We start from the raw sequence: 25,325 nt of genomic DNA, 5'->3' as shown, positions 1-25,325 counted from the left end.
AGATGATTAAAAAAAGAGTATTAGTTCGGGATAATAAAGGAATTTTTTTAAAAATGTTTAAAAGAAAGTTTAAAGATGAATTTGAATTTTCTGAAGATTCTTTTTTACTGAAAAATAAGAACAAACGGGATAAATTTGATTATTCGGTATTTGTAGTATATGACTATTCAGAGCTGGTAGAATTTTTCGAATTAGATAGTATAAGAACAAATTTTACGGTATGCTTATTTAGTAAACATCTTTATAATAGTTTATCATTGATAGAAGAAATTAAAGACTTAGTTTTAATAGATGCTTCAAAAAATAAGGCAGAACTTTTTGAAGATTTGAAATTGTATTTTAAAAAAACATCAGGTTTAATCCCCAAAATAGCACGTAGAAAAAAAATCGTAGACTCAAAGATATCTAAAATACAGCTGGATATACTTCAAAAAGCATTATTTTATTTAACGTAATAAAATGGAAATAATCATTTTTTTTAAATAAGAATGCTTTTGAAATGATTCGCCTTGGGCTAAAAAAGGCAATTAAAACTAGAATTTGTAGCCTCAGAGACTTTTAAATAGTGGAAAAAGTAATAAATTTTTATGCCCCAAATCGAGCAGTAATAAAGCACAATTTTGGACTCGACCAAAATTTGAGTTTCATAAAAAAAATCCATTAGAAATAATGGATTTTTTTATGGTTTATCTGAGCATTTTAAATAGATATTGTTTCATTCTTGATAGATGTTTTTAAGAATTTATTTCGCGGGTTTTCGAATAATGGTTGTTCTATTCTGAATTCTCTAACTCGAACTGGGCAAAAATATTTTAAAAAACCGCCTTAGCTTTGTGTGGCAGTTTTGAAAGTAGCTCCATTGGCTTTATTGATATATTCTGGAAATCTCAGGAAGCATTTAGATTACTTTTTGTGTAAGAAATAAGTTTTATTAGCTTTTTACAAGGAGTAGGCTTGTAATGTTTTTTTTGCCCATTTTCCCCAGTCTTTCAAAGCATCCAAAAGTATTTTGTTTAGGCCTTTATTGTCAGTAGGTTTGCCTTTAATTGGTGGGGCTAAATCTTTGTCAGAAACTGGAATTTCTGTAACTTTTGTAGCAAACCATGTCATATTTTCATGTGGCAGAGCCAATCCTAAAATTGTTCCGGGTAATCCTGTAAAAGATTCAGGGCCACCAGCAAATGGAATTTGAATGGTGTAATAGGCAACAACATAAACAGAATCGATAATTATAGCATTTGCTCTGCGGCATTCATAACCCGCAATTTCTCTGGTTTCATCGGTAATTTTCCAATCAATTTTGCGTAAACTGTCTTTAACTAGGTATAAATCATCGTAAACGTTTTTTTGGGTAATGCTGGTTTGGGCATCTAGATCTGTGGCGATAACATTTTTTAAATTAGCCATTGCATCGTCAGCAATCCAACTGTTGCTTGCTGATTGATTTGTTTCATCCCATTTGTATAAACTCTTGTTTTTCGAAAAACTGAGAATGCTTTTTGTAGTTTTAAATTGTGGATTGGTTTTTTTATAACTTTCAAAAGCAGCTTGATAATAACTATCAGTTTCTCCTTTTATTTTTTTTGTAATCAAAGCATACATATTCGATTTTTTCTCAAATTCGATTACACCATTTTCTACAAAGTGGTCATTTTGTGCAAAAGTATTGCAGCTTGTCAATACAATTATTAGAATTAAGATGCGATTTATTATTGTTTTCATGGTTTTAGTTTTGTTTAATTTCTCCTCCGCCCATTTTGCTGAAATCCCAGCTTACAGAGAACATAAAGTATCTTTGGATAGTGGTATAAGTACTTTGGTTGATATTTCCATTGAATGCAGAACGATTAAATCCTACATTTTGGTTCAAAAGATCTCTTCCCGTTATAGAAACTCTCAAATTATCTGATTTTAAGAATTTTTTGGTGATAGATGCATTCCAAATAAAACGTTCAAAAGTTTCCTGAATCACTTGCGTTTTTCCATTATATTGATAATTACCATCTGTGCTAATTTCTAATTTGAAAGGTAATTCTACACTGGTCCAGAAATTTCCATTAAAACCCCAACCATTACTATCACTATTTTCGTTGATACTTGCATTAGCAACGTTGTAAACAGGTCCGAAGCTGGTATTAAAATTGTATTTTTTTTCTTTATACTTTGATAAGTTTAAATTAAAGGAATAACTTGAATTTTTAGTTTGATTCAGTTTTGTATTGATGTAATTATAGTTTACATTTTTGTTGGCGCTTAAACCAATTCCTGCTGTCATGTCTATAGCTTTGATTGTTTTGCCAAAATTACCATTCAAATAATAACTTGTTGTAGCTTTGTCTTTTAGGTTTACAAATTTTGATATACTTTCTCCTCTGTCATTTGTAACCACATTACTTATTATTGGATCTAGCGTAAAATTATACGATCCATTAACCGAAAAATATTGATTGCTAAGTACTTTATACGAATAATAACTTCCTCTAAAATTATTTCTAAAAGAAGGATCTAAATTTGGATTACCCACAATTGTATTCAATTGATTTTGATTGTTTCGGACAGGCTGTATTTGTTCTAATGTTGGCTGATCGGTGTTTCCGTTATAAGACAAACGCAATGATTCTCTTTGTTTAAAATTATATTGATAGTTTATCTGAGGCATGTAGTTGACAAATTTTTGCTTAAAAGAACTATCTGTATAAACATCATATTGTTTAAAGTTTACACCACTAAATTTAGAGCCAAAAGAAAAAACAGTTTTATTTTTTTTGTAATTAAAAATAGCTCCAAGTTGGTTTATCGTTTGGTCTAATTCATAATTATTACTAAAGATAGAATCCAAAACATTATAATCCCCATTTGGAGATTGATTAAAAGATTTACGATCAGCTTTTCCATTACTAATGTTGAAGCCATAATTAAGAATTACAGATAGACTTTTGGATAATGGTTCGGTATAGATTAAATTTGATTTAAAAGCTGTATTGCTAATATTATTGACTTTATTTTGATCGACTACTTTGGTGCTATCGGGACTAATTACGGATGCTGTAAAAAATTCAGCTCTGGAATTTAAGTAACCATCACTTTTACTATCTGTACTTGATTGGCTTAAATTAAGAGATAATGTTCGGCCCGTTTTTTTTAGTCTTTTGGTTAATAAAGTATTTATATTAAAAGCTTTATCATCAACATCGTTTGTAGTGGTCTGTTTCAAATTATTCAATTGGTTACCTTGTTCGTCAGTACCTTTTCGCATTTCTGCTTCACTTGAATTACTATTTTTAAATAACCCATCTACATTTAATTTTAAAGTTAAAGTAGTATCAATTTTAATTTCATAAGCCAGATCAAGTTTATTTTTAGTCATGTTTTTTTCAAAACTCTTGTCTGAAGTATTATAAATGCTGCTAGAACTTAAATTTTGCTGGTTAATATCATTGCGACTTCCTGAAAGTTTTATATCGCCAATTTTATAATTTGCATTGATAGATTCTTTATCGTTGTTCCATTTATTGTCAAAATGTATTCCGCCAGTTTGAGCTACTGGAATTCCTTCACCATTAAATTGTCCATCCCAACTTTCAAATTCATCATTTCCATTGTTTGAAAAGTTAATACCGCCGTCATCAGTTACTTGATAACTATTTTGGCCATATTTATCTTTATCTCCCCATCCTAATCCTACTTGTCCGGTATTACCTAAAATACCATAAGCTGCTAATTTTTTCTTATCCCAAAACTTATTAAACATAACTTGGCCCTTGTAAAAATTATCAGTTCCTCCTCCGAGTTCTACTTTACCGAAATGACCATTTTTTTTGTCTTCTTTAAGTTTAACATTTAGCGTTTTGGTTTTCTGACCATCATCAATTCCTGTAAAAGCGGCCTGATCACTTTTTTTGTCGTACAATTGTACTTTATCAACCATGTCCGCACGTAGATTTTTTGTAACTAAAGTGGGATCATCACCAAAAAATTCTTCACCATCAACCAAAACTTTGGTTACAGTTTCGCCCTGAGCGGTAATTTTTCCATCCTTATCAATTTGTATTCCTGGGAATTGTTTTATCAGATCTTCCACTTTTGCATTAGGCTCTATTTTAAATGCTTTTGGATCAAATTCTAACGTATCCCCTTTGATTTTCATGGCGGCTCTATTGCCTTTTATAATTATTTCTGACAGCAGTCTACCCTTATCAGCCAAATTAATTTTACCATAATCTTTGATTAACTTTGTGGAATCAACAGAAAATTGATCTACAAAATCAGCATATTTGGGATAAGAAACCAGCAAAATAAATTTACCGGATTTAATATTATTCAACTCAAAATAACCATTTTCTTTGGCTCGGGTAAATTTTACTAAAATGGAATCTTGTGCTCTTAACAAAGAGACTGATGCTTTCGTTAAAGAAGAATTGTTTATGGTATCTGTTACATATCCTTTAACTGTGCCTGATATTTGTGCCTGTAAAGTATTTGATAAAAAAAGAACGCAACATAATGCTAGAATTGTTTGTCTCATTAATTGGTTTTGGTTTTTTGAAAAAGAGGCATTATAGTTCTATTCTATTTTTTGAAAAATAGAAATAAAATGCACTCGTGTGTGATTTGTTTTTGTGTAAGCAAGATTGTAGATCCTAAAATAGAAATTGAAATAGTACCTTTTGATACAGGTTTACTGAAGTGTAGTGACTTGGTATTATGAAATTCATAATTTTTTTGCGAGGTTTTGGTTGTTAGTGGTGTTAGTTTTAATTGTTTTAATTAGGAATTGTTACTATAATAGTTAAATGTGAATATCGCTCAAAAGTAAATAAAAATACTACAATATTAAAAAAGACTTTACTTTTATTGTCATGATTAATTATTTACATTAACAATCATGTTTTTAGCCCATATCTTTCAATGTTAAGCTGATCTTAAAATCTTCTTCAAAATTATGAAGCAGCTAATTCTAAAATGATTTGGTTTTGCATATGATGTTAGTAAGGACTCCAAAAATCAAAAAAACTTCAAGGCTCGCTCGGATAAAATTAAATTTCAGTTTGTATTTTGCTTGAATTTCATTTTAGTTTGTTCTATTGTGGAAACGTACTTTCTGGCAATGAATAAGTAAAATTCTCTGATTCAAAGCACGTAGAAATATTTCTAAAAAACCGCCTTAAGTTTCATGGCAAAATTGAAGGCAATTCCATTATGATATTGCCTTCAATTTTGCCATGAAACTTACAACGCCTGCTTGAAGTTGTTTTTAAGATGATTTGTCTTAACTTGTTTAAAGTAAGTTCTATAATTATTTTTAAGAGTCAAAAGCAAATAATTATTTTTAATAAGCTGAAAATCAGCATCTTGACTTTTTGTGATAAATAAAAGAGTACGCAGATATTTTCATACTCGGTTTGTATTGATTATTTATATTTAATGTTAATACTAATAATATCAGATGTCATATTAGTAGTTCTGGTATAATGACCATAACGAATTTCTAGGGTGTTCCAATGTTTGAGGCCAAAGACGCCATTCAAAGGCGTAAACTTCATGCCCATTCCAAAGAAACTACTATCAAATTTTGATAAATCATAGTTACTAGTGTAATATTCATCGGCAGCAGTATGCTCTCCGTATGGTTTAAAGTATTTTGTTCCTGTTTGGGTATAATACCTGTAAAAAGGACTCAACGAGAACGCCTGGGTTAATTTTACCGGTATTTCAAGATCAGCTGTATGCGCTTTTAGACTCCAGTCATCTGTATAATAGCGATAGTAAGCCCTGATAATCATATTATCTCCTAAAAAGTAACTAGCCCTTATTCCCAAAGGAATTTTGAGTCTGGTATCCGGCATTTTTTCCTGATGTACTGATCCGTCAGTAAAATAAACTCTATGAAACGGAAGACTTAAATACCCATTTTGGCTGATAACATCTCCTACAAGCATCACCTGCAAGTCTTTGTTTATAACCTGTGAGTAACTCAGGGTTCCTGCAAAAGTATTTCGGTTGGCACTGCCATAACCTTCCTGACCTGGTGGACGCAGCTCCACCGGCTCTATTAATTTAAGCTGATCTATAAAAGTTTGAAATTTGGCTGTAAATTCTCCATTTTTATTTTTTGTTTTCTGAGAGAAACTAATATTTCCTCCGAAAGATTGATAATCAAACTCGGTTGATGACGATACACCAATTCCGAGCGTTCTTCCTTTTTCTTCATTCTCTCTAAAATAGGTCAATGATGGATAAAAGCGATTATCTGCGCTTGATGCAGATGAATTGGCACTCAAATCAATCATATCTGAAGAGGCAGACGTATAATGATCAATTCCTGCTTCGATGTCGAAAGTATGCTTGATTCCGGTTTCTCCGTACTTGACTAATTTAACATCAATGGTATTGGCAATGTCTGTCAGATGTTCAGAACCAATTCCTCCGGTAACGGCAGAATTATTTCCATCCTGACTATAGTAGCTTGATACTAAATTTACTTCTTCAAGTTTTAATTTTTTGCTTTTATAGCTGGTAGAATCAGTAGGAGCGTTTTGCGCTCTTGATTGAAATAATGCCAATAAAGCAAATCCTGTAATGAATATTCTTTTCATTTTTTATAGTATGAAAATTAGTTACAACCACAGCCACCGCCGCTTTTTCCTGAATTTGCTCCGGAAGCTCCTTCTCGGTAGGATTGAAAGCTGAGTTCTGTCTTTTCGATTTTCCTGTTAGAAAGTACCATTTCAGAATCGTTGATTTTTCCTTTTTGGTATTCTTTTACCGAGGTACAGGAGGTGAGCAGAATGCCTGCAAAAGCAATGCTACACAATAGTACGAGCGCTTTTTGTTTTGGCTTTTTCATTTCAGATTGATGTTTTTTGAAGTGTAAATTTTATTATTGTCGTCGATGATAATACAATATAGATCCGAAATCTGGTCAATTAGAAACAGTCCGGCTTTAATTCCCATAACTGCTATTGGAGTAGCCATAGCATCGGCAAATTCGGCATTTGAAGCAATGATAGTCACGCTTTTAATTCCTGTTATTGGAAGACCTGTTTTAGGGTCAATGGTATGCGAATATTTTTTTCCGTTAATTGTGACAAACTTTTCGTAATTTCCTGAAGTGGCAACTGCCTTGTTGGATATTTCCATATAAGAGAACGCTGCATTTGGGGCGTCAGGATTGGCTACACCAATAGTCCATTTTTGCCCGTTTGGCTGTAGTCCCCAGGCACAAAGATCTCCACTGGCATTTATAATACCACTCTGAACATTATTTTTAAGCAGTACTTGTTTTGCCATTTCTGCGGCATAACCTTTTCCGATACCACCAAAACCAATCCGCATTCCTTTTTCTTTTAGAAAAACAGTACAATTCTGTTTATCAAGAATAATATTTCGGTAATCAATAAGGTGAATCATTTTTTTTGCTGTCTGCGGGTCAGGAAGACTGGTCATTGTTTTGTCAAAATTCCACAGGCTTTTGTCAAGACTTCCATACGAAATATCAAAAGCACCTTGTGTAATTTTAGAAATTCCTATCGCTCTTTCAATGAGATTAAAAACTTCCTGATCTACTTCTACAGGCTTAATACCAGCATTTTCATTAATTAGATTAGTCTGACTGTCTTCCTTGTAAGTAGTAAGCAGTTTTTCAATTCTTCTGATCTCTTCAATGGCAAGATTGATATTCTCATTTCCTGTTTTCTCATTTGCGGCAACAACGGTAATAGTAAAGTTGTTCCCCATAAGTTTTAGGGATTGTGAATATTTTTGATTTTTTAATATGTTACTTTTTGCTATCACAGATCGCTTTTATTTCGGCAGTCCATTGTTCAGGTGTAGTTTCAGGTTTACCATGCCAGGTTTTGATTACTTTTCCATCGGCATCCAGAAGAAGAGTAAGAGGGAAACTTCCTTCTTTATTATAAATTTCGGCTAAATCTTCGTTACGTTTTACCTGTTCTGGGGTACCAATATTTTTCTTCTTTCTTGGAAAATCAGCATTTACCAATACTAAATTTGAGTTAGCCATATCAGTAAATACCTGGCTCTCTAAATAATCCCTTCGAAGAACGATACAAGGGCCGCACCAGTCTGATCCTGAGAAGTTCAGTAGAATCAATTCATGTTTTTCCTTTGCAATTTTTTTAGCATTATTAAAGTCAGGTTCCCAATTTATAGGAAGTACTGTCAATAAAAGGAACAAAGTAATTAGTTTCATCTTTAAAGTCTTGTTTTTAGGTCTTTACGAAATAACGAATTGTTCTATATCTTATTTTTTTTATTCGCTTAAGATTGGGTTAATATTTTATAGGTTGAGTAATCAAATTATTTTAAGGCGTTCTATTCATTTTAATACTATGTAACTTCTTATAAATATGGCAGTTTTTTTAGAGCAATAAAATTTAAGTTATTAATTATTTTGGGATAAGAGCTAAGATTAACGAGATGTAGACTTTTAAAATATCTGCGCTGAATAATTATAATTCACAGTCATAAATCTTTCAAATACTTTCGATAAATTTAGTATATCTCTTAATTATTGATAATGATTTATATCACTTTTGAGATTGATAGGGATCATTTGTTTTTCAATCTGCTTTTTTGAATTTTACCTAACTATAAAAAAGGATAATGCTTTGTTTATTATCAAGCAAAGCGATAATTTTTAAATTTTTGTGCCATGAAAAAAAGTAATGATGTTTTACGTAAGGAAGTAATAGAAGCGATCAAATGGGAGCCTATTTTAAATTCTAACGAAATAGATGTTAGTGTTGATGATGGTATTGTTACGCTAGGAGGTACGGTAGATAATTATACGCAGAAAAAAGAGGCGGAGCAAACTGTTAAAAATATTGCTGGTGTAAAAGCAGTTGTAGACGATGTAAAAGTTGATTTATATTTTTCAGCAATTAAAAGTGATACCGATATAGCTGCTGCGGTTATTAAAGTATTGCGCGAAAACTGGGCTGTTCCTGACCATTTGCTCAAAGTAACGGTAGAGAATGGATGGGTAACACTTGAAGGGATTTTGCACTGGAATTTTCAAAGAAAAGCAGCAGACAATGCTATTCGTTATTTAGAGGGTGTTAGGGGAGTAATTGATAAAATAAAAATTGAGGCTGAAATAAAAAATGAACTAGAAAAGGAGTTCGTTGAAAAAGCGCTTCGCCGCAGCTGGCTTCTTGATATTGATAATATCAGGGTCAGAGTTGATAATAAGACTATTATCCTTAGTGGCATTGTCAGCTCCTTATTTCAGAAAGAGGAAGCAGAAAGAATTGCATGGAATACACCTGGTGTTTGCTTTGTAGATAATGAGCTTTTAGTAGAAGTTGATTGATTTTTAACTATAAATTTAAAAAAAATGAAAAGTAATGATATTTTGCAAAGAGAAATTCAGGAAGCACTTAAATTTGAGCCTTTGCTGCATGCAGCCGAGATTGGTGTTATCGTAAAAGAAGGTGTAGTGACCCTTACGGGAAATGTTGACTTGCTTGTTAAAAAGACAGAAGCGCTTCATGCTGCAAAAAGAATTAAGGGGGTAGCGGCAATTGTAGATGAAATTCAGGTAATATTTGAAAAAGGTTCCTGTAGTTCTGATCAGGAAATTGCTGTTCAAATTGTTTCAAAATTTAAAGAAAATCAGATTGTTCCTCAAAATACAATAAACATAACAGTAGAAAAAGGTTGTGTTACGGCGGAGGGTATTTTACCATGGAATTATCAGCGGGAAGTAGCTCTTGAGGTAATTAGAAATCAGAAAGGAGTAAAAGAAGTTACCAATAATATTAGACTTAAAAGAGAAGTATACGATCAGGTAGAGAAAGAATTACTGGAAAAGGCATTACAAAGACATTGGGCGTTTGATACAGATGAGATCGATGTTGAGGTTGCCGGTGCAACTGTGCAGTTATCTGGAACGGTTGGGTCAATTTTTCAAAAAGAAGAAGCGGAAAGGATTGCGTATAAAACGCCTGGAGTAATCAAAGTTATCAATCATTTAAAAGTGAACCTTGAACAGCCTTATTTGTGTTAAATAATAAATCGATTGAAATTATGACAGAGCGAAAAACTCAAAGTGATAAGTCAGAAATTAAGTTTTTAGAAGGGCCACAGTCGAGATTTGCAGAACTGAAATTTATAATTATTATTTTATGGGAACTGATAAGATGCTTTCGTAAACTGTATTATATTGGTCCCTGCATTACTTTTTTTGGCTCTTCCCGTTTTAAGGAAGATCACGTTTATTATGAATTTACCAAAAAGGCTGCAGGAGAATTTGCGAAACTTGGTTTTACAATAATGACAGGCGGAGGACCAGGTCTTATGGAAGCCGCTAATCGCGGAGCAAAAGAAGTGGGTGGGAAGACTGTTGGTTGTAATATTAAACTGCCGGTTGATCAAATACCTAATTCTTATCTCGATAAATGGGTAGAGACAAAACATTTTTTTATTCGTAAAATACTTTTGGTAAAATATTCTTTTGCCTTTGTAGTTATGCCCGGAGGTTTTGGGACATTAGATGAATATTTTGAAGCGCTTACACTTATACAGACAGGCAAGATTAAAAATTTTCCAATAATAATTTTCAATACACAATATCATAAAGCGCTTATTGAGCATATTAATCTAATGAAAAGTGAGGGAACCATTAATGATGCTGATTCGAAATTATTTATGATTACTGATGATATTGAACAGGCAAGGCTTTTTATAATTGAGCATAGCATTAAAAATTATGGATTAAAAGCAAAATTTCAGCCTACGCCCATTCAATGGATTTAAGGTTTTAACTTTTCATTTTACATTTGTAATTTAAAATTTTAGTCTTTTGAAATCTTTTCTAAGCCGAATGGCTCTATTCTTTCTATTCTTTCTGTTTATGACTATTATGGATTATATTATTGCTAAGCATATCCTGTATAATTAGTTTTCCATATGCATGTGCAAGACTAGTAGCGTTTAAGGGATTAAAGGATTGTGTCTGTACGGAATATTCTAATTTTTGATCTGGCATTGTAAATAGATTACTTTCCCAAAAATAATAGGTATCATTGACATAATATCCTTCCTGGTAGATTTTGGTGTAAATGGCGTTATAGTAAATAGAGAAGTCATTATCATTATATGGGTCTGCCAAATCATACATACTTTTTAGAGCATAGTACTTTTCTTTTTGTTTATTAAGTAATACAATCGTTAAAACGGCAGCTATATCATCTTGCTCTAATTGTTTTATAATCTCTTTTTCATCTTTTCCTTTAAATGCTTCAATGCCATAAATTTCAATAGATGGAATGGCATCATAACCAAGGTTGCAAAGATCGTCAGCAAGGTGATTTTCCATTTGCCACTGAAGCGATTGGTCTGATTCTTTTATCAATCCAACTACGACGATACGACCAGTTTTTACATTTAGCTTCTCAGAGGCCTGCCATGAACTAATTATACTTGAGCTAGAGCATTGAACTAAAAAAACAGACAATACTATAATGAACCATATACTTCTTTTCATTGTAATTGTTTTTTGATTACCCAAATTCTATAACAGTATGAGATTATGATTTCAACCTCGATTGAAAATAAAGAGGATTTTAAAAGTAATATTCAAAGATTGTGAACCATTAAAGATACTACCGCTATTACGAAAAAGCAGGATTGTTTAAGATATAAAGTGTTGGCAGGTTAAATCGTATATCTGATTTTCCTGCCAATTATTATTTTTTAAATACAAGCATCGGGGTTCTGGTATTAAAACCTTTTTCAGAAGTTTTAAGTGGTTGAAATAATTGCTCCAACCAGTTTCGGTTTTCTTTGGCAAACATGGTTATGATAGATGGTTTGATTGTCATAATATCAATTTGTAAGTGTCGTAATAAAGATACTTCCGGATTTAACTTTTTGAAATGAAAAGATACTTTGTCAGACTTAAATTTATGCTCTATTTTATTGAGTTTTTTGTTGACTTCTTCCTCCTCTGTAAAATAATCATAATGGTAAACAGCGATCGAAGCATCAAACGAGGATCCAAATTTTTTAATCAACGGCAGTTCAGTTTCTATTTTTTCTAAATCTGACGGGTATAAAATAGTACTTAATTTTTTTATTCTGTAATGTCTTGGAACAACCAGAAGTGGGATCGGAGAGTCATGTAAGATTCTGGTCGTATGACTTCCCAATAGCTTATTTACAAGACCACCGCCTCTTGTACTCATACAGATATAATCGGCTTTAATTCTTTTGGCACAATTTAGAATGGCTTCGCTTACATCAAGTTTATTTTCCGCAATATAAGTTGTTTTACCTGGCTGTTTGTTGGTTTGTCTGTAGAGCGTATGTACAAATTTTATAAGAGCTTGCTCCTGTTTTTTGTTATCTGGCTCCGGAAGACCTACAAAAGTAACAGCTGAAAAGGGATCAATAATAAATGACGTATTTACATATAGAAATGTAAGTTCATAACCTATTTGAGATGCCAGCTGAATAGCAAAACGTACAGCTACTTTGGAGCTATGAGATAAGTCGGTTGTAACAAGTATTTTTTTCATGCTTTCTAGATTTTTGATCGGGTACGAAGGCCCAATTATTTTAATTAATGACAAATTCAGTTTATTATTATTTTGAAGCAAACTTCATTTCATTAACATAAAGATTCATTTTTTTCCAGTGTTTGTGATCGATTTTCGTGGTATCAATATCAGTAGTCCAGTCAAATCCGGGAAATAATTTTAACCTGTTTACAACGCGCTTTTTATATCCGAATGAAAAGCGATCCCCCCGCATTTGAAACTCTATATTCTTATTATCATTCGTCAAGTTCTTGTATAAAATTGTTTGTGTTTTCCAGTCACCACCCCAAGTAAGGAAGGATTTAATAAAACATAAAACTCCAACAATAATGAATGCCATTAACTGTGATCTTGATCTTTTTAATTTTCCAAAAAACTGACTTGCTATAAATACAAAAGTTAAAGCTGCAATAAAAAGGATGATAAAATGAAGTATTGAATTATTGATATAAAGCGGAGTATAACGATTCACTAGCGTAAGTGTCGCAGTTATGAGAAACAGAGCATACAGTATTGTAGTTTTCATATTTTCATATTGTTAATAGGATAAAAAAATTAAAATTTATCTAAGTCATTTACTTCAGATTCGTCCTCATAGAAATTTGAAGTTGAATTTAAATCTTCTTCATATTGTTTTCGGTCTTTATTGTTTTGTATAAAGATGTAAATCATCACGATTAAAATTACGATGCTCAGAAATGTTAATATAATCCAGCTTGGTTCCATGGTATAGCTATTTAAGAGTTAGTTTTTTTTGGTTTTGTCTTATGTTACTAATCAGAATTACAACAGTAATTGCAGTAATTGCCATTAAGGTTATTATTGTTTTCATGATTTTTAATTTTAAAAATAATTTTTAGGAAAAGCTGTCAAAATGAAAACCTCCTTATGCGTTTTAAAAACTGGAATAAAAGGGAGAATTTTATCTCCCTTTTAAAGTTATTCTGATATGGCATACTTATGTTCCACAACAAGCTGATTATTGACGGACCAGATTCCCGGTGTTTTCCAAACTATTTTTTCTGCAAGATCTTTTTGAAAAAGTGAAGAAACAGCTCCTGTCAATGTCACGGTTGTACCATCTACTTTAACGAATATGTTCTCAGAGTGCAGTGTCCAGTTGCTTTCTAAGGCTCTTACGATATTTTTTTTCTCAATTTCATCCTGTATTTCAGATTTTATTTTGATGCGGTTGGTTACGCCTTTCACACCTGTAAGATGGCCGACGGATTTATTGGCGGCTTCTTTTTGATAATTCCAGATTACCTGACCCTCAAGGGTGACCCAGCCTTTTTCAACTTTAATCTGAATCTTTTCCTGAGGTACATTCCAATTATCTGTTAGAGCCTTTAAGACATCGTTGGCAATATCTTCATCAGACTTGGTATTGCTGGAATATTTGATTTCAATTTCTTCAACAACTGCTTTGACGCCATCAACATTTTTGGCGGCATTTTCAGCTTCAATTTTTTTATAATAGGCGTCTACAGTTCCCATTAGGGTTACTACACCATCTTTTGCAGTTACACCAATTTCTGCGGCATGCAGCTGTGGTTCCCATTTAATGGCGTCTTGAACATCTCTTTGTAATTCTTCATTTGTTTTCATATTATTTTCATTTAGATAGTTGCTTAATTTGAGTTTATAGTGTTTTATTTGTTAGAGATGAAAAGCTTCGTTCTCTAATAGCGCGCGGTTCTCTTTTTCCTCTATTGAATTTTCTTTAGGAATATGAGTATTAAGTGTGGTTCTCATAATTTCAATGTTGGCATTTGTTTCCTGAGCAAGCAGCACATATTTACGAGCTTTTACTTCGGTTTTATATTTTATGGTTTTGTCTTTTGAAAATCCCATACCTATTAATGGCAACGTAGCTCCTAGAAGTACGGCGACACAGGCATATATAATGGGTATTCTAAAGTAGGGAAGATTGGCAGTGAGGTTGAAAATAAATAGTAATCCAAACAATAACCCGCATAGCCCTATGGCAAATAGTCCGGTAGTACTCCATTTTTCCATTTTATCGTAAATGTTAAAGTATCCAAGAACATTTTGTTCCGTATAGCAATCTTTACCAATTATTGAAAGTTTTGTAATGTCGTATCCACTTTTTTTTAATTTTTTGATTGCATCCTCTGCCTGCTGCAGTGATTTATAATTTGCTACGAATAATTGTTGATTTTCCATGGCTATCTTTTTTTGGGTTAGTATAAGATTTTATTAGGTTTTTAGAAATTAGAAGCTTGTGCAACTCTTAAATCTAAAATTTACCGTTAATTCCTTTTGCTATGTAAAATTGCATTAAAGCACAAAGAATAAAAATGATCTGAATCATTTGTAATAATGACTTTTAGCACTTCTGTTTTTAGTTTTTAATTTAGTGCCAGATAAAAGATATGTTGGATATCATTTATTACTAATGAAGAACTAACTAATTTAGTTATTATGAAAACTTCACAGGAATATCAGGTAGATTTGGAATGTCAGCAAAATGGAACTGCAAAAGTAAGTGCCGTTATCTTTAATAATGATATAGAAGTATCATCTTATTCCTGTTTAAAAAATCTCGATGAAAATACGTGGTCAGCAGAACATCTATTTCTCGCCGCCGTAGAAAGTTCTTATATGACTGCATTTTTTAATACAGCCAAACATAAAGGAATCAAGTTTAAAAAGTTCAAAAGTACAGCCCGTGCAGCTATACTAATCTCAGATGAATTTTCAGAGATAACTGATATTGTACTAAGACCTATGGCCGTTATTGAGGAAAGTAAAATGATCAACAAAACATTGAAGATTTTCTCAATTTGTAAAGAACATTGTTTGGTTTTAAAGGCCTTAAAAGTACGACTGCACATCTTTCCATCAGTTAGTCTGGAATAAAAAAGCTATACTTTTCAATACTTGAAGCCGCTGTTTAAAGCAAAACTTATTTTGTATCTTTAAGATATTATACGGCGATGCTAATTTATGTACAAGCTATGAATAATAAGGAACAAGAATTACAGGGATTAAATATTGAAGAAGTACTTGACTTTAGAGCAAAATATGGAATCAATAAGTATAATTACAAAAAAGAGAACAGGTTCGTAGCTTTTCTAAAAAGCATCTTTGCAGAACCAATGATTCTTTTATTACTCGTTGCCGCCGGAATTTACTTTATCAATAGGCAATATAGTGACGCAGTATTTCTTACCGTTTCAATTTTATTAATAGCGGCAATATCACTTTATCAGGAAAAGAGAAGCCAAAATGCTTTGGCAAAATTACAGGAATTCACAGAACCTTTGTGCAAAGTTATTCGTGAGGGTAAACAGCAAAATATTAAAACACAAGATATTGTTGTTAGTGACCTGGTAATTGTAGAGGAAGGGGGATTAGTCCCTGCTGACGGAGTTATCATGAGTTCAAATGATTTTTCAGTAAACGAATCGATACTTACCGGGGAGTCTTTGAGTGTTTTTAAAGATCAAGAAAAAGAAGATAATAAAGTGTTTTCGGGAACTACCATTGTAAGCGGATTAGCAATTATTAAAGTTACAGAGATAGGAAACCAAACAAGATTAGGGAAAATAGGGAGCAGTCTGGAAGCTATTAACGAAGAAAAGACACCATTAGAACTTCAGATTGGGAATTTTATAAAAAAGATGGTTTTTGTTGGAGTTCTGGTTTTTATTCTGGTATGGGCTATCAATTATTCCAGAATGGGTAATATTCTGGGAAGCCTTTTGGTAGCGCTTACTTTGGCAATGAGTATATTACCAGAGGAGATTCCGGTTGCTTTTACAACATTTATGGCACTGGGAGCACGCCGGTTAATGAAAATGGGCATTGTAGTCAAACAAATGAAAACAGTTGAAACACTGGGTAGTGCCACCATTATCTGTACAGATAAAACAGGAACCATAACTCAGAATAAAATGGAGTTAGCGGGTCTTTATTTGCCGTCAGGGTTAGAGACCGATGTTAGCACTTTTAAAGAATCAACAGAAACGGAGGACCTTTTAACAACTGCTATGTGGGCCAGTGAACCCATACCTTTTGATCCGATGGAAATTGCTCTTCATACTACTTATAAAAAGTTTACAACTAACGATTTGACTGCCAACTTTAAAATGATTCATGAATATCCATTATCAGGCAAGCCCCCAATGATGACACATATTTTTGAAGATGCTGTCAATAATCGTATTATTGCTGCTAAAGGAGCGCCTGAAGCAATTTTTGAAGTTTGCCATCTTATAAGCAAGGAAAGAGAAGTTGTACAATTGGCTATGGATAAATTAACCGGAAAAGGCTACAGGGTTCTTGGTGTTGCCAAAGGTGTTTTGGAAGGAAATAGTTATCCTGAAAAACAGCAGGAAATTCCCTTTGCGTTTAAAGGCCTTGTTGCTTTCTATGATCCACCAAAGGATAATATTTCGCAGGTACTGCAGTCTTTTTACGAAGCCGGAATAGGAGTAAAGATTATAACCGGAGATAATGCCCGTACAACAAACGCAATTGCTCAGCAGATCGGCTTTAAAGGATTTGAAAAATCCATTACAGGTGATGAACTTATGAAACTAAACAATGCAGAATTACAAAGTAAAGTAATGGATATCAATTTGTTTAGCCGAATGTTTCCCGAAGCCAAACTAAGAATTGTCAACGCTTTGAAAGCAAATGGACAAATTGTTGCCATGACGGGAGACGGTGTTAATGATGGGCCTTCACTTAAAGCAGCTCACATAGGTATTGCCATGGGAAAAAAGGGAACAGCTATAGCAAAAGATGCTGCCTCCCTTATTCTGGTAGAAGATGATCTTTCTAAAATGGTAGAGGCCGTCGCAATGGGAAGAAGAATTTATACGAATCTGAAAAAGGCAATTCAATATATTATATCAATACATATTCCCATAATTCTGATCGTTTTTATTCCACTTGCTTTAGGATGGATTTATCCCAATATATTCAGTCCGCTCCATGTAATTCTGCTAGAACTTATTATGGGACCAACCTGTTCAATACTCTATGAGAATGAACCTACTGAAGCCGATACCATGCAAAGAGGACCGAGAGCATTGACATCTACTTTTTTTAAGACAAAAGAATTGATAACAAGTATTTTGCAGGGAGTTGTTATTACTATAGGAGTATTAGGTATATATCAGTGGTCAGTATACAATCAATGGAATGAAAACAGCACACGAAGTATGGTTTTTTTGACTTTGATTACGGCCAATGTTGTGCTCACATTAGTAAACAGATCTTTTTATTATTCATTATGGGTAACACTTCAATATAAAAATTTCATGGTTTCGCTTTTAATAGGGATTACAGTGCTTTTGGTTATACTACTATTTGCAGTACCCTTTTTACGTTCTTTATTTAATTTTGAAATGCCTACAGTTTTTCAGCTTATTGTATGTGTACTGGCAGGATCAGTATCCGTATTATGGTTTGAGGTTCCAAAATATTTTAGAAGGAAATGAAAAATCTTCTAGATTTCTACTTCACTTCCTATAAGCGGAACACTGCAGTTATAACCATATCGATCCTGAATTTTAATTCGAAGTTCATCTGCCGGAAGATTTTCTCCATGTACCAGATAGATACATTTGGGAATATTTTTAAGTGCTGAAAGCCAGTTTACAAGATCTTGTTGATCGCCGTGAGCAGAGAGTCCTTCAATCTGAACTATTTTAGCTTCTACGTTGTAGTAGTTTCCATATATTTTAATTTCATCGGCACCTTCAAGAAGTCTTCTTCCTCGAGTGCCCTCTGCCTGATAACCTACCATTACAACAATAGTTTTCTCCAGACCTATATAATGCTCGAAATAGGATAATACGCGACCTCCTGTGGCCATTCCGCTAGCAGCAATGATTACCTTCGGCTGAGGATCTTCAATTATTCGCATAGTCTGTTCGTATTCAGAAACTATTTTAAACATTTTGCACATTTCATGACAGTCATTAGCAGAGAGTTTGTGCCATTGCATATTCTGTAAAAAAATATCCAGGACACTGGCACCCATCGGTGTATCCAGAATATAAGGAACATTTGGAATTCTGCCCTCCGTTTTAAGTTGCCATATCAAATACATTATGGATTGTGCTCTTTCAACGGCAAATCCTGGAATAATAACAGTTCCTTTTTGTTCTATAGTGGTATTGATATAGTTTTCAAGCTCCTTTTTTGCATCCAGATCCGGATGAATACGGTTACCATAAGTACTTTCTAAAAAAAGATAATCACCTAGTATGGGTTTTGTTGGCGGAAACATCAAGACATCATCATCACGTCCTATGTCACCTGAAAAAACCAAAGTTTTGCCTTCAAGTATTAGTGTAATAGTGCAGGCACCAATAATATGTCCTGCACCAGTATAAGTAGCAGTAATATCAGAAGAAATGTCTGTTGAAGTATCTGGTTGTACGATTTTAAAATAGGGAAGAACAGCTTCAGCTTGCTCTAAAGTGTAGAGTGGTTCTGCCTTTTCATGTTTAGAATAATGTTCTTTGTTGGCTTTATTGGCTTCTTCTTCCTGAATTTTAGCACTATCTAAAAGAACAAGTTTGGCCACATCTCTAGTAGGAGAGGTGCAATATATTTTACCTGTGAATCCCTGTGCAACCAATCTTGGAAGCCATCCGCAATGGTCCAGGTGACCATGGGTAAGAAGTACGTAATCTATTGTAGAAGGCAAAACCGGTAAGGGCTCCCAGTTAAGTTGTCTCAGAGCTTTAAGGCCTTGAAAAAGTCCACAATCAATCAATATTCTGGTACCATTACTTTCTATGAGTGTCTTTGAGCCTGTTACGGTTCCGGCGCCTCCAATAAATTTTACTTTCATTTTAAATAAGTTTACAAATTTGTGAAGCTTCTTTTAGTACATTTCGAATCCTGTTTTCACTAATTCCTATTTTATGAAGACTTTTCGAATCATTAATTAGATCTTTTACAAGTATCTGATCGAGAATAAGCAATTTTTCTTTTTCGACTATTGAGAGTGTTGTGAGACAGGTAATGGGGTAGAGTGCTCCTTTGTCTATTTTATTTTTAATACTTTCATTTTTAGGATAATCCCAGCTTAAGAGCGTTATTCCACTACAGATGGCAAAATTTTCAGCATCTTTAGTAAATCGGTTGTTAGTTACTATTATACAGGAATCGATGTTTTCGCTTCCGCTAAAAATAGTATGCTGTTTCGCTTTGAGATCATTAAAACGAGACAGAATATACATCGGCACTTTTACATCTGAAGCGCCTTCTCTGCTGCTGTGAAATTTACATTCAACCATCCAGACTTTGTTCTCTTTTTTCAGTGCCACATCTACTTCATGCGATACACATTTTCCCTGCAAGGTGAGATTTGTCCTTGTTTTATAACCTTCGGTGGCATAAAGTCTGGATATGAATTTTTCAAAGAAAAAGCCTGCCGGTCCAAGCATTTGTAATGCGTAGCGCAGGTTATATCGCGCAGCATGTCCGTTTGATGCTTTTTTTAAGATCGCAAATGCCAGCTTGTATATTTGCTTGGTGGTTATGCCTTCATACATTTGATTCTGTATCTGTACCAGGCACTCCCTGATAAGATCAGGATCAGCACCTGATTTTTGAAGAGAAAGTTTTAACTTTTCAATATTGAAAGGTACAACATGTCCTGAGTGCTTAATTACTTTCATTATTCAAGAGTTTTACAAGACGATTAGAATACTTTGATTAAAAGGAAATAAGATTTTATCTGTTTTGAAATAGTCAAATCAAAATTACCATAGATTATCCCTAGACAGGGTGACAACAATCATTTACGAATATGATCTTCATCATAAATTGAGTTTTTAGTTTTTTATTCTGCTTAGTTTTTCTAAATTAAGGATATGTATCGTACTGGAAGTCTTTTCGATTAACCCTTCCTCTTTAAAATCGCTTAAAGTGCGGCTTACAGTTTCAGGTGAAGTTCCGGAAAAAGCTGCCAGATCATCTCTGGAAAATTTAATACTGGTTCCATCAGAGCTATGTTGCTTTAGCAGGTGTACAATGCCTTGGGCAATTCTTTTTCGTACCGACATATAAGCAATCTGCAGCAATCGTTCTTCTTTTTCCCGCATGTCATTTGCGAGAATTTTTATGAATTTGGCACCTACATCAGGATACAGAAAAAGAAGTTTATCAAGCTGCTCTGTTGGCAAAAAACTTAAAACCGTTTCTTCGAGTGCGATAGTAGTATCGTTATACGTATCATTCGAAAACAATATACTAATATCCAGATAATCGTTTTCTTTATAAACACCCGTAATAAGTTCACGTCCTTCTTGAGTAAGTTTTACGGTTTTGACTTTTCCGCTTATGATGTAATAGATCCCTAGTACATGATCGCCTTCGTAATGAATATATTGATTTTTTTTATAATGTCGCGTACTGCGATCAAGCATGATTTCTTTTAGTTTTACTAACCCGTCTTCTTTAGAAATAACTGCGTTGAGGTTTTCGGCACTCTGCCCATAAAAAAGTTGTTGCATTTCTTTTTTCTTCAATCTGGCCTCTATTGCCTTCAGGAGCTCAATATCATCAAATGGCTTGGTAAGATAATCGTCAACTCCCAGTTCCATTCCTTTACGAATATCGGCTCTTTCCGCTTTGGCAGTCAAAAATATAATAGGTGTTGCTTGTGTTTCAGGATGTTTATGAAGAATGTGTAAAACGCCATATCCGTCAAGTTCAGGCATCATAATATCACATAGTATTAGATCAGGCAATATTTTAAGTGCTGTTTCCACTCCTGTTTTTCCATTAGCTGCCGCAAAAACCTCATAACCGGAGAGTTCAAGGATTTCAACAACATTTTCTCTGATATTGTCATTATCTTCAATGATAAGTATTTTAGTCATAACGTGGCAATTCAATAGTAAATAAGGTTCCTTTATCAATGGCGCTTTTAAATGAAATGGTTCCATTCATTAGTGATACATAGCGTGAAACAATATGAAGTCCCAGACCCGTCCCTGGAATATTTCCTGTATTATGCGCTCTGAAGAAAGCTTCAAACAAATGTTTATGATCTTCCTCGGGAATACCAATGCCGTTATCTTTTACATTGATGGTTACTATAGTATCAGTTATAGAAGTCGATAGTTCGATTTCTGTTTCTTCTCCAGAATATTTTATGGCATTAGATACGAGATTAATAATACAATTTTTGAGTAGGTTTTTGTCTAGTTTTACCAATGTAATTTCAGTATTAGGGATACTGATTATCTTTTGTCTCTTTTTTGTGAGGAGCTTCAGTTCTCCTATAATTTCTTTGATAAAATCCTGTAGATTAAAACTAGTTATCTGTAAGGTTATTTTATTTGATTCTGCCTTTTCAAGAAGTAGAAAATCATCCAGAATTGCAGTAAGATTTGCAATAGCGCTTTTGATTTTTCGAATATGGGTTTCAATTTTCGGATTATCGATATTTTCTACGTAACGCTGCAGTAGGGACGTGGAGAGCTGAATAGTGCTCAACGGTGTTCTAAATTCGTGAGATGCCATAGATAAAAGCCGGCTTTTAATTTTATTAAGTTCTTTCTCTTTTTCGAGGGTATTACTAACTTCTTCTTGTGTGACGGTTAGGGCTTCAATGGTTTCATTTAATGTCTGTGTGCGATCTTTTACGAGTTCTTCCAGGTGCTGAGTGTATTGCATTAAGCGGTTTTCCGCTTCTTTTTGATGGCTCATATCGTGAATGAAACCTGCAAAAATTCTTTCTCCTTCAAATTTTACTTCGCTTACTCCAAGTCTGAAAGGAAAAATGTTTCCATCTTTTTTCCGTCCAAGTACATCTCTGTCATGGCCAATAATATGTGGAATTGCCGAAGATTTATAATTTTCTATATAAGAATCGTGTTTTTCTCTATCTGGGGATGGCATCAACAGTGAAATGTTTTTACCAATTACTTCCTCAGGATTATACAGAAAAAGCCGGCAGGCAGAAGGATTTATAGATTCAACAATTCCCTTTTCGTTAATTGTGATTATTCCATCGATTGCATTTTCAATAATTGCATTTAAAAGTGCCTGGTTTTTCATTTCGCAATCGATTTTTGGTATAACAAATATCGTGAAATGTTTTTTGATAATCAGTTTCTTATGTGTGTAATTTATTGAAGTGTACTATTGTCATTTCAACAGGCATTGTATCTCTTATTTTAGAGGTGTTTACAGCCGCATTTATAATTTTAATGCCATTTATTAAAGCATCTGAATTGAATGAGATACTATTAATTCCTGCCGCAACCAAAAAAAAGGTAAAACCTGGCGAGTTACTTGGTGCCTGTCCGCAAAGGCCAATTTTCTTTCCCAGATTTTTTGCTGTATGAATCATTTGAAATATCATCTGTTTAGGGGCTTCATTTTCTTCATCAAATAAATCTGAAATTAATTCACAGTCACGATCTATACCCAATGTGAGTTGCGTTAAGTCATTAGATCCTATAGAGAAACCATCAAAAATTTCCCCAAATTCTTTAGCCAGTAAAATGTTAGAGGGTAATTCGGCCATGACATATATTTCAAGGCCATTATTATGCTGTTTTAAACCATATTCTTCCATTAGAGCGATTACTTTTTTCCCTTCCTCGGGCGTACGACAAAATGGAATCATGAGTTTTACATTGGTAAGTCCCATTTCATCCCGAACTATTTTCATTGCTTCACATTCAAGCCTGAATCCTTCACGATATTTTTCATGGTAATAACGAGAAGCGCCGCGAAAACCAAGCATTGGATTTTCTTCGTGAGGCTCAAAAAAAGAGCCTCCAAGAAGTTGAGAATATTCATTGCTTTTAAAATCACTCATTCTTACAATGACTTCTTTGGGATAAAAGGCTGCAGCAATTGTAGCGACACCCTGTGAGAGTTTTTCGATGAGGTAATTTGGTTTGTAACTGTAATTCTGTGTGAGTGCTGCTATCGCTAAACTTTGATCAGCATCAAGTACTTTTTCCGGATGAATGAGCGCCATGGGATGTATCTTAACGTTGTGGCTTATAATAAATTCAAGTCTGAGTAATCCTACGCCATCATTTGGATAAAATGATAATTCAAATGCTTTTTCTGGTTCAGAAACTATTAGCTGGACTTTTGGTTTTTCAGGAAGCTTTATTTTGTTGAGAGGAGAAGTTGTTTGCAGGTATTTTAGTTTGCCTTCATAGACATAACCGGTTTTTCCTTCTGCACAGCTTAAGGTAATAAGATCTCCATCTTTAATAATTTCAGTGGCATTACCCGTTCCGACAATGGCTGGTGTTCCCATTTCTCTGGCTACTATAGAGGCATGACTTGTTCGTCCGCCTTTATTGGTAATGATTCCAGCTACTTTTTTTAGGATAGGATCCCAATCCGGGCTGGTAAAATTAGTAACCAGAATTTCTCCACCTTGAAGTGTCGAAGCTTCTTTTGGCGATAATAAAATTCTTGCAGTACCGCAAATTATACGGTTTCCAACAGCCTCGCCCTGTACCAGTGCTACTCCTTTTTTTTCTAATTTATAAGTAGTAATTGATATTGGTTTTACGAGGGAATGTACCGTTTCTGGTCTGGCCTGAATAATATAAAGCTCTCCATTTAAGCCATCCTTCGCCCATTCAAAATCCATTGGTTTATTATAATGTTCTTCTATAATAACGGCCCATCTGGCGAGTTTTTCAATTTCGGAGTCGTCAAGTACAAATTTATTGCACCATTTTCGGGGTGTAATTTTTAAAACCGTTGAATTAATGCCCGATGAATTATCATTGTAAATGAGCATCTTATTTTTTGCTCCGAGATTTTTCTGCAAAATAGCCTTTTTATTGTTTTTAATGGATCTTTTAAATACAAGAAATTCATCAGGAGTTACAGTACCCTGTACAATTGTTTCACCTAGACCCCAGGTTCCCGCAATATGAATCACATCAAGGAATCCTGACTCGGGTTCGAGTGTAAATCCGATACCGGAACAAGCTAAATCTGAGCGAACCATTTGTTGTATGCCTACAGAAAGAAATACCTTATCATGATCAAAACCGTTGTCAAGCCTGTACTTAATGGCTCTGTCTGTATAGAGTGATGCAAAACAGCATTTAACCGCGTATATAAGAGGCATTGTACCTTTAATATTTAGAAATGAATCGTGCTGCCCTGCAAAGCTTGCATTGGCAAGATCTTCTGCAGTGGCACTGCTTCTAACTGCAACTGCCAGATCTTGGTTTTCACATAAGGAGAAGTAAGCGTCTGAAATTTCGGTTTGAAGATCCAGAGGAAATTTTGCATCAAATAGCAGCTTTCTTGTTTTCTCACCAATTTCGGTTAAGTTGCTAAAGTCTTTCTTATCCAGAAGTTGCATTAGTTCATTCAGTGCTAAACCTAATTTATTGTATTCTATAAAATCTTTGTAAGCAGTTGTAGTTATAGCAAAACCATTGGGAACTCTAATACCATGAGGACTAAGATTATTATACATCTCTCCAAGAGAAGCATTTTTGCCACCTACTTTATTAATATCGTTAATTCCGATCTGACTAAACTTTAAAGTATATTTTTCCATTTTCATTATTTTCAAATCTCTCATCTCTATAGTTTTAATTTGAATTAAAGATAGTTCGATGGCAAAAAAATGGAAATGATCGTAATCATCTTTTGCGATTTAGAACATTTGTACCAAGTGACGCAGATCATTTTACTATTTGAGATAATAGATGAAATTTGTCATATTCGATTACTTAATGGTCAGGTTTAGAAAAGTAATTTCAA

23 protein-coding genes are annotated in these 25,325 nt (G+C 33.7%); 6 read left to right on the top strand and 17 right to left on the bottom strand.

What is annotated here, in order from left to right; translation table 11 throughout:
* Positions 1-2: 2 nt before the first annotated feature.
* Positions 3-455: a hypothetical protein gene (locus AC3ITQ_RS19285; protein WP_489235756.1), complete on the top strand. Its 453-nt coding sequence runs from the start codon at positions 3-5 to the stop codon at positions 453-455.
* Between the two features lie 484 nt (positions 456-939).
* On the opposite strand, the gene AC3ITQ_RS19280 is transcribed toward AC3ITQ_RS19285, so the two are convergent.
* The 6 genes from AC3ITQ_RS19280 to AC3ITQ_RS19255 form a co-directional block, all read right to left on the bottom strand.
* A complete protein-coding gene (locus AC3ITQ_RS19280; RefSeq protein ID WP_489235755.1) occupies positions 940-1,722 on the bottom strand; it encodes a GLPGLI family protein in 783 nt (260 codons plus the stop codon).
* 4 nt (positions 1,723-1,726) lie between these two features.
* Positions 1,727-4,525 carry an outer membrane beta-barrel family protein gene (locus AC3ITQ_RS19275; protein WP_489235754.1) on the bottom strand — a complete coding sequence of 933 codons (2,799 nt, stop codon included), beginning with the start codon at positions 4,523-4,525 and terminating at the stop codon, positions 1,727-1,729.
* An 886-nt stretch (positions 4,526-5,411) separates the two neighbouring features.
* On the bottom strand, positions 5,412-6,596 hold the full coding sequence (locus tag AC3ITQ_RS19270) for a DUF3570 domain-containing protein (protein ID WP_489235753.1): 1,185 nt from the start codon (positions 6,594-6,596) through the stop codon (positions 5,412-5,414).
* A 17-nt stretch (positions 6,597-6,613) separates the two neighbouring features.
* Positions 6,614-6,847, bottom strand: coding sequence for a DUF4266 domain-containing protein (locus tag AC3ITQ_RS19265; RefSeq protein WP_489235752.1), 234 nt, complete (start codon positions 6,845-6,847; stop codon positions 6,614-6,616).
* A complete protein-coding gene (locus AC3ITQ_RS19260; protein WP_489235751.1) occupies positions 6,844-7,737 on the bottom strand; it encodes an FAD:protein FMN transferase in 894 nt (297 codons plus the stop codon). Before AC3ITQ_RS19260 ends, AC3ITQ_RS19265 begins: the two co-directional genes overlap by 4 nt.
* A 40-nt stretch (positions 7,738-7,777) precedes the next feature.
* Positions 7,778-8,212 (bottom strand): thioredoxin family protein, encoded by a 435-nt coding sequence (locus AC3ITQ_RS19255; protein ID WP_489235750.1) that lies wholly within the window; start codon positions 8,210-8,212, stop codon positions 7,778-7,780.
* Between the two features lie 462 nt (positions 8,213-8,674).
* Here AC3ITQ_RS19255 and AC3ITQ_RS19250 point away from each other — a divergent pair, with 462 nt between their 5' ends.
* From AC3ITQ_RS19250 to AC3ITQ_RS19240, 3 genes are read left to right on the top strand one after another with little or no spacing between them, the layout of a single operon-like run.
* On the top strand, positions 8,675-9,334 hold the full coding sequence (locus AC3ITQ_RS19250) for a BON domain-containing protein (RefSeq protein ID WP_375033132.1): 660 nt from the start codon (positions 8,675-8,677) through the stop codon (positions 9,332-9,334).
* A 24-nt stretch (positions 9,335-9,358) separates the two neighbouring features.
* Positions 9,359-10,030: a BON domain-containing protein gene (locus AC3ITQ_RS19245; protein WP_489235749.1), complete on the top strand. Its 672-nt coding sequence runs from the start codon at positions 9,359-9,361 to the stop codon at positions 10,028-10,030.
* Positions 10,024-10,779: an LOG family protein gene (locus tag AC3ITQ_RS19240; protein ID WP_489235748.1), complete on the top strand. Its 756-nt coding sequence runs from the start codon at positions 10,024-10,026 to the stop codon at positions 10,777-10,779. The genes AC3ITQ_RS19245 and AC3ITQ_RS19240 overlap by 7 nt, the downstream gene beginning before the upstream one ends.
* 82 nt (positions 10,780-10,861) lie before the next feature.
* Here AC3ITQ_RS19240 and AC3ITQ_RS19235 read toward each other — a convergent pair whose 3' ends face one another.
* The 6 genes from AC3ITQ_RS19235 to AC3ITQ_RS19210 form a co-directional block, all read right to left on the bottom strand.
* Positions 10,862-11,509: a hypothetical protein gene (locus tag AC3ITQ_RS19235; RefSeq protein ID WP_489235747.1), complete on the bottom strand. Its 648-nt coding sequence runs from the start codon at positions 11,507-11,509 to the stop codon at positions 10,862-10,864.
* Positions 11,510-11,711: 202 nt separating this feature from the next.
* Positions 11,712-12,542, bottom strand: coding sequence for a universal stress protein (locus AC3ITQ_RS19230; RefSeq protein WP_489235746.1), 831 nt, complete (start codon positions 12,540-12,542; stop codon positions 11,712-11,714).
* Between the two features lie 67 nt (positions 12,543-12,609).
* Positions 12,610-13,089: a hypothetical protein gene (locus tag AC3ITQ_RS19225; protein WP_489235745.1), complete on the bottom strand. Its 480-nt coding sequence runs from the start codon at positions 13,087-13,089 to the stop codon at positions 12,610-12,612.
* 29 nt (positions 13,090-13,118) lie between these two features.
* Positions 13,119-13,289: a hypothetical protein gene (locus tag AC3ITQ_RS19220; RefSeq protein WP_489235744.1), complete on the bottom strand. Its 171-nt coding sequence runs from the start codon at positions 13,287-13,289 to the stop codon at positions 13,119-13,121.
* A 213-nt stretch (positions 13,290-13,502) separates the two neighbouring features.
* Positions 13,503-14,171 carry a BON domain-containing protein gene (locus AC3ITQ_RS19215; RefSeq protein WP_489235743.1) on the bottom strand — a complete coding sequence of 223 codons (669 nt, stop codon included), beginning with the start codon at positions 14,169-14,171 and terminating at the stop codon, positions 13,503-13,505.
* A gap of 51 nt (positions 14,172-14,222) precedes the next feature.
* Positions 14,223-14,750: a hypothetical protein gene (locus tag AC3ITQ_RS19210; RefSeq protein WP_291141687.1), complete on the bottom strand. Its 528-nt coding sequence runs from the start codon at positions 14,748-14,750 to the stop codon at positions 14,223-14,225.
* Between the two features lie 258 nt (positions 14,751-15,008).
* Between AC3ITQ_RS19210 and AC3ITQ_RS19205 the strand changes: the two genes are divergently transcribed.
* Positions 15,009-15,446 (top strand): OsmC family protein, encoded by a 438-nt coding sequence (locus AC3ITQ_RS19205; RefSeq protein WP_489235742.1) that lies wholly within the window; start codon positions 15,009-15,011, stop codon positions 15,444-15,446.
* Positions 15,447-15,544: 98 nt separating this feature from the next.
* Complete coding sequence (locus tag AC3ITQ_RS19200; RefSeq protein WP_489235741.1) at positions 15,545-18,037, top strand: cation-translocating P-type ATPase; 2,493 nt, start codon at positions 15,545-15,547, stop codon at positions 18,035-18,037.
* An 8-nt stretch (positions 18,038-18,045) separates the two neighbouring features.
* Here AC3ITQ_RS19200 and AC3ITQ_RS19195 read toward each other — a convergent pair whose 3' ends face one another.
* The 5 genes from AC3ITQ_RS19195 to ppsA form a co-directional block, all read right to left on the bottom strand.
* Positions 18,046-19,401, bottom strand: a complete 1,356-nt coding sequence (locus tag AC3ITQ_RS19195; RefSeq protein ID WP_489235740.1) for an MBL fold metallo-hydrolase — start codon at positions 19,399-19,401, stop codon at positions 18,046-18,048.
* Between the two features lies 1 nt (position 19,402).
* Positions 19,403-20,233, bottom strand: coding sequence for a restriction endonuclease (locus AC3ITQ_RS19190; RefSeq protein ID WP_489235739.1), 831 nt, complete (start codon positions 20,231-20,233; stop codon positions 19,403-19,405).
* 156 nt (positions 20,234-20,389) lie between these two features.
* Positions 20,390-21,439 carry a response regulator gene (locus AC3ITQ_RS19185; protein ID WP_489235738.1) on the bottom strand — a complete coding sequence of 350 codons (1,050 nt, stop codon included), beginning with the start codon at positions 21,437-21,439 and terminating at the stop codon, positions 20,390-20,392.
* Entirely contained in the window at positions 21,432-22,622 is a 1,191-nt protein-coding gene (locus AC3ITQ_RS19180) for a PAS domain-containing sensor histidine kinase (RefSeq protein WP_489235737.1), read from the bottom strand. The genes AC3ITQ_RS19185 and AC3ITQ_RS19180 overlap by 8 nt, the downstream gene beginning before the upstream one ends.
* A gap of 58 nt (positions 22,623-22,680) precedes the next feature.
* Positions 22,681-25,119, bottom strand: coding sequence for a phosphoenolpyruvate synthase (gene ppsA / locus AC3ITQ_RS19175; RefSeq protein WP_489235736.1), 2,439 nt, complete (start codon positions 25,117-25,119; stop codon positions 22,681-22,683).
* Positions 25,120-25,325 lie beyond the last annotated feature (206 nt).

The sequence above is a fragment of the Flavobacterium sp. KH_001 genome, assembly GCF_057840745.1.
The sequence above is the reverse complement of the archived record's forward strand: the minus strand, read 5'-3'. Positions and strand labels throughout refer to the sequence as shown.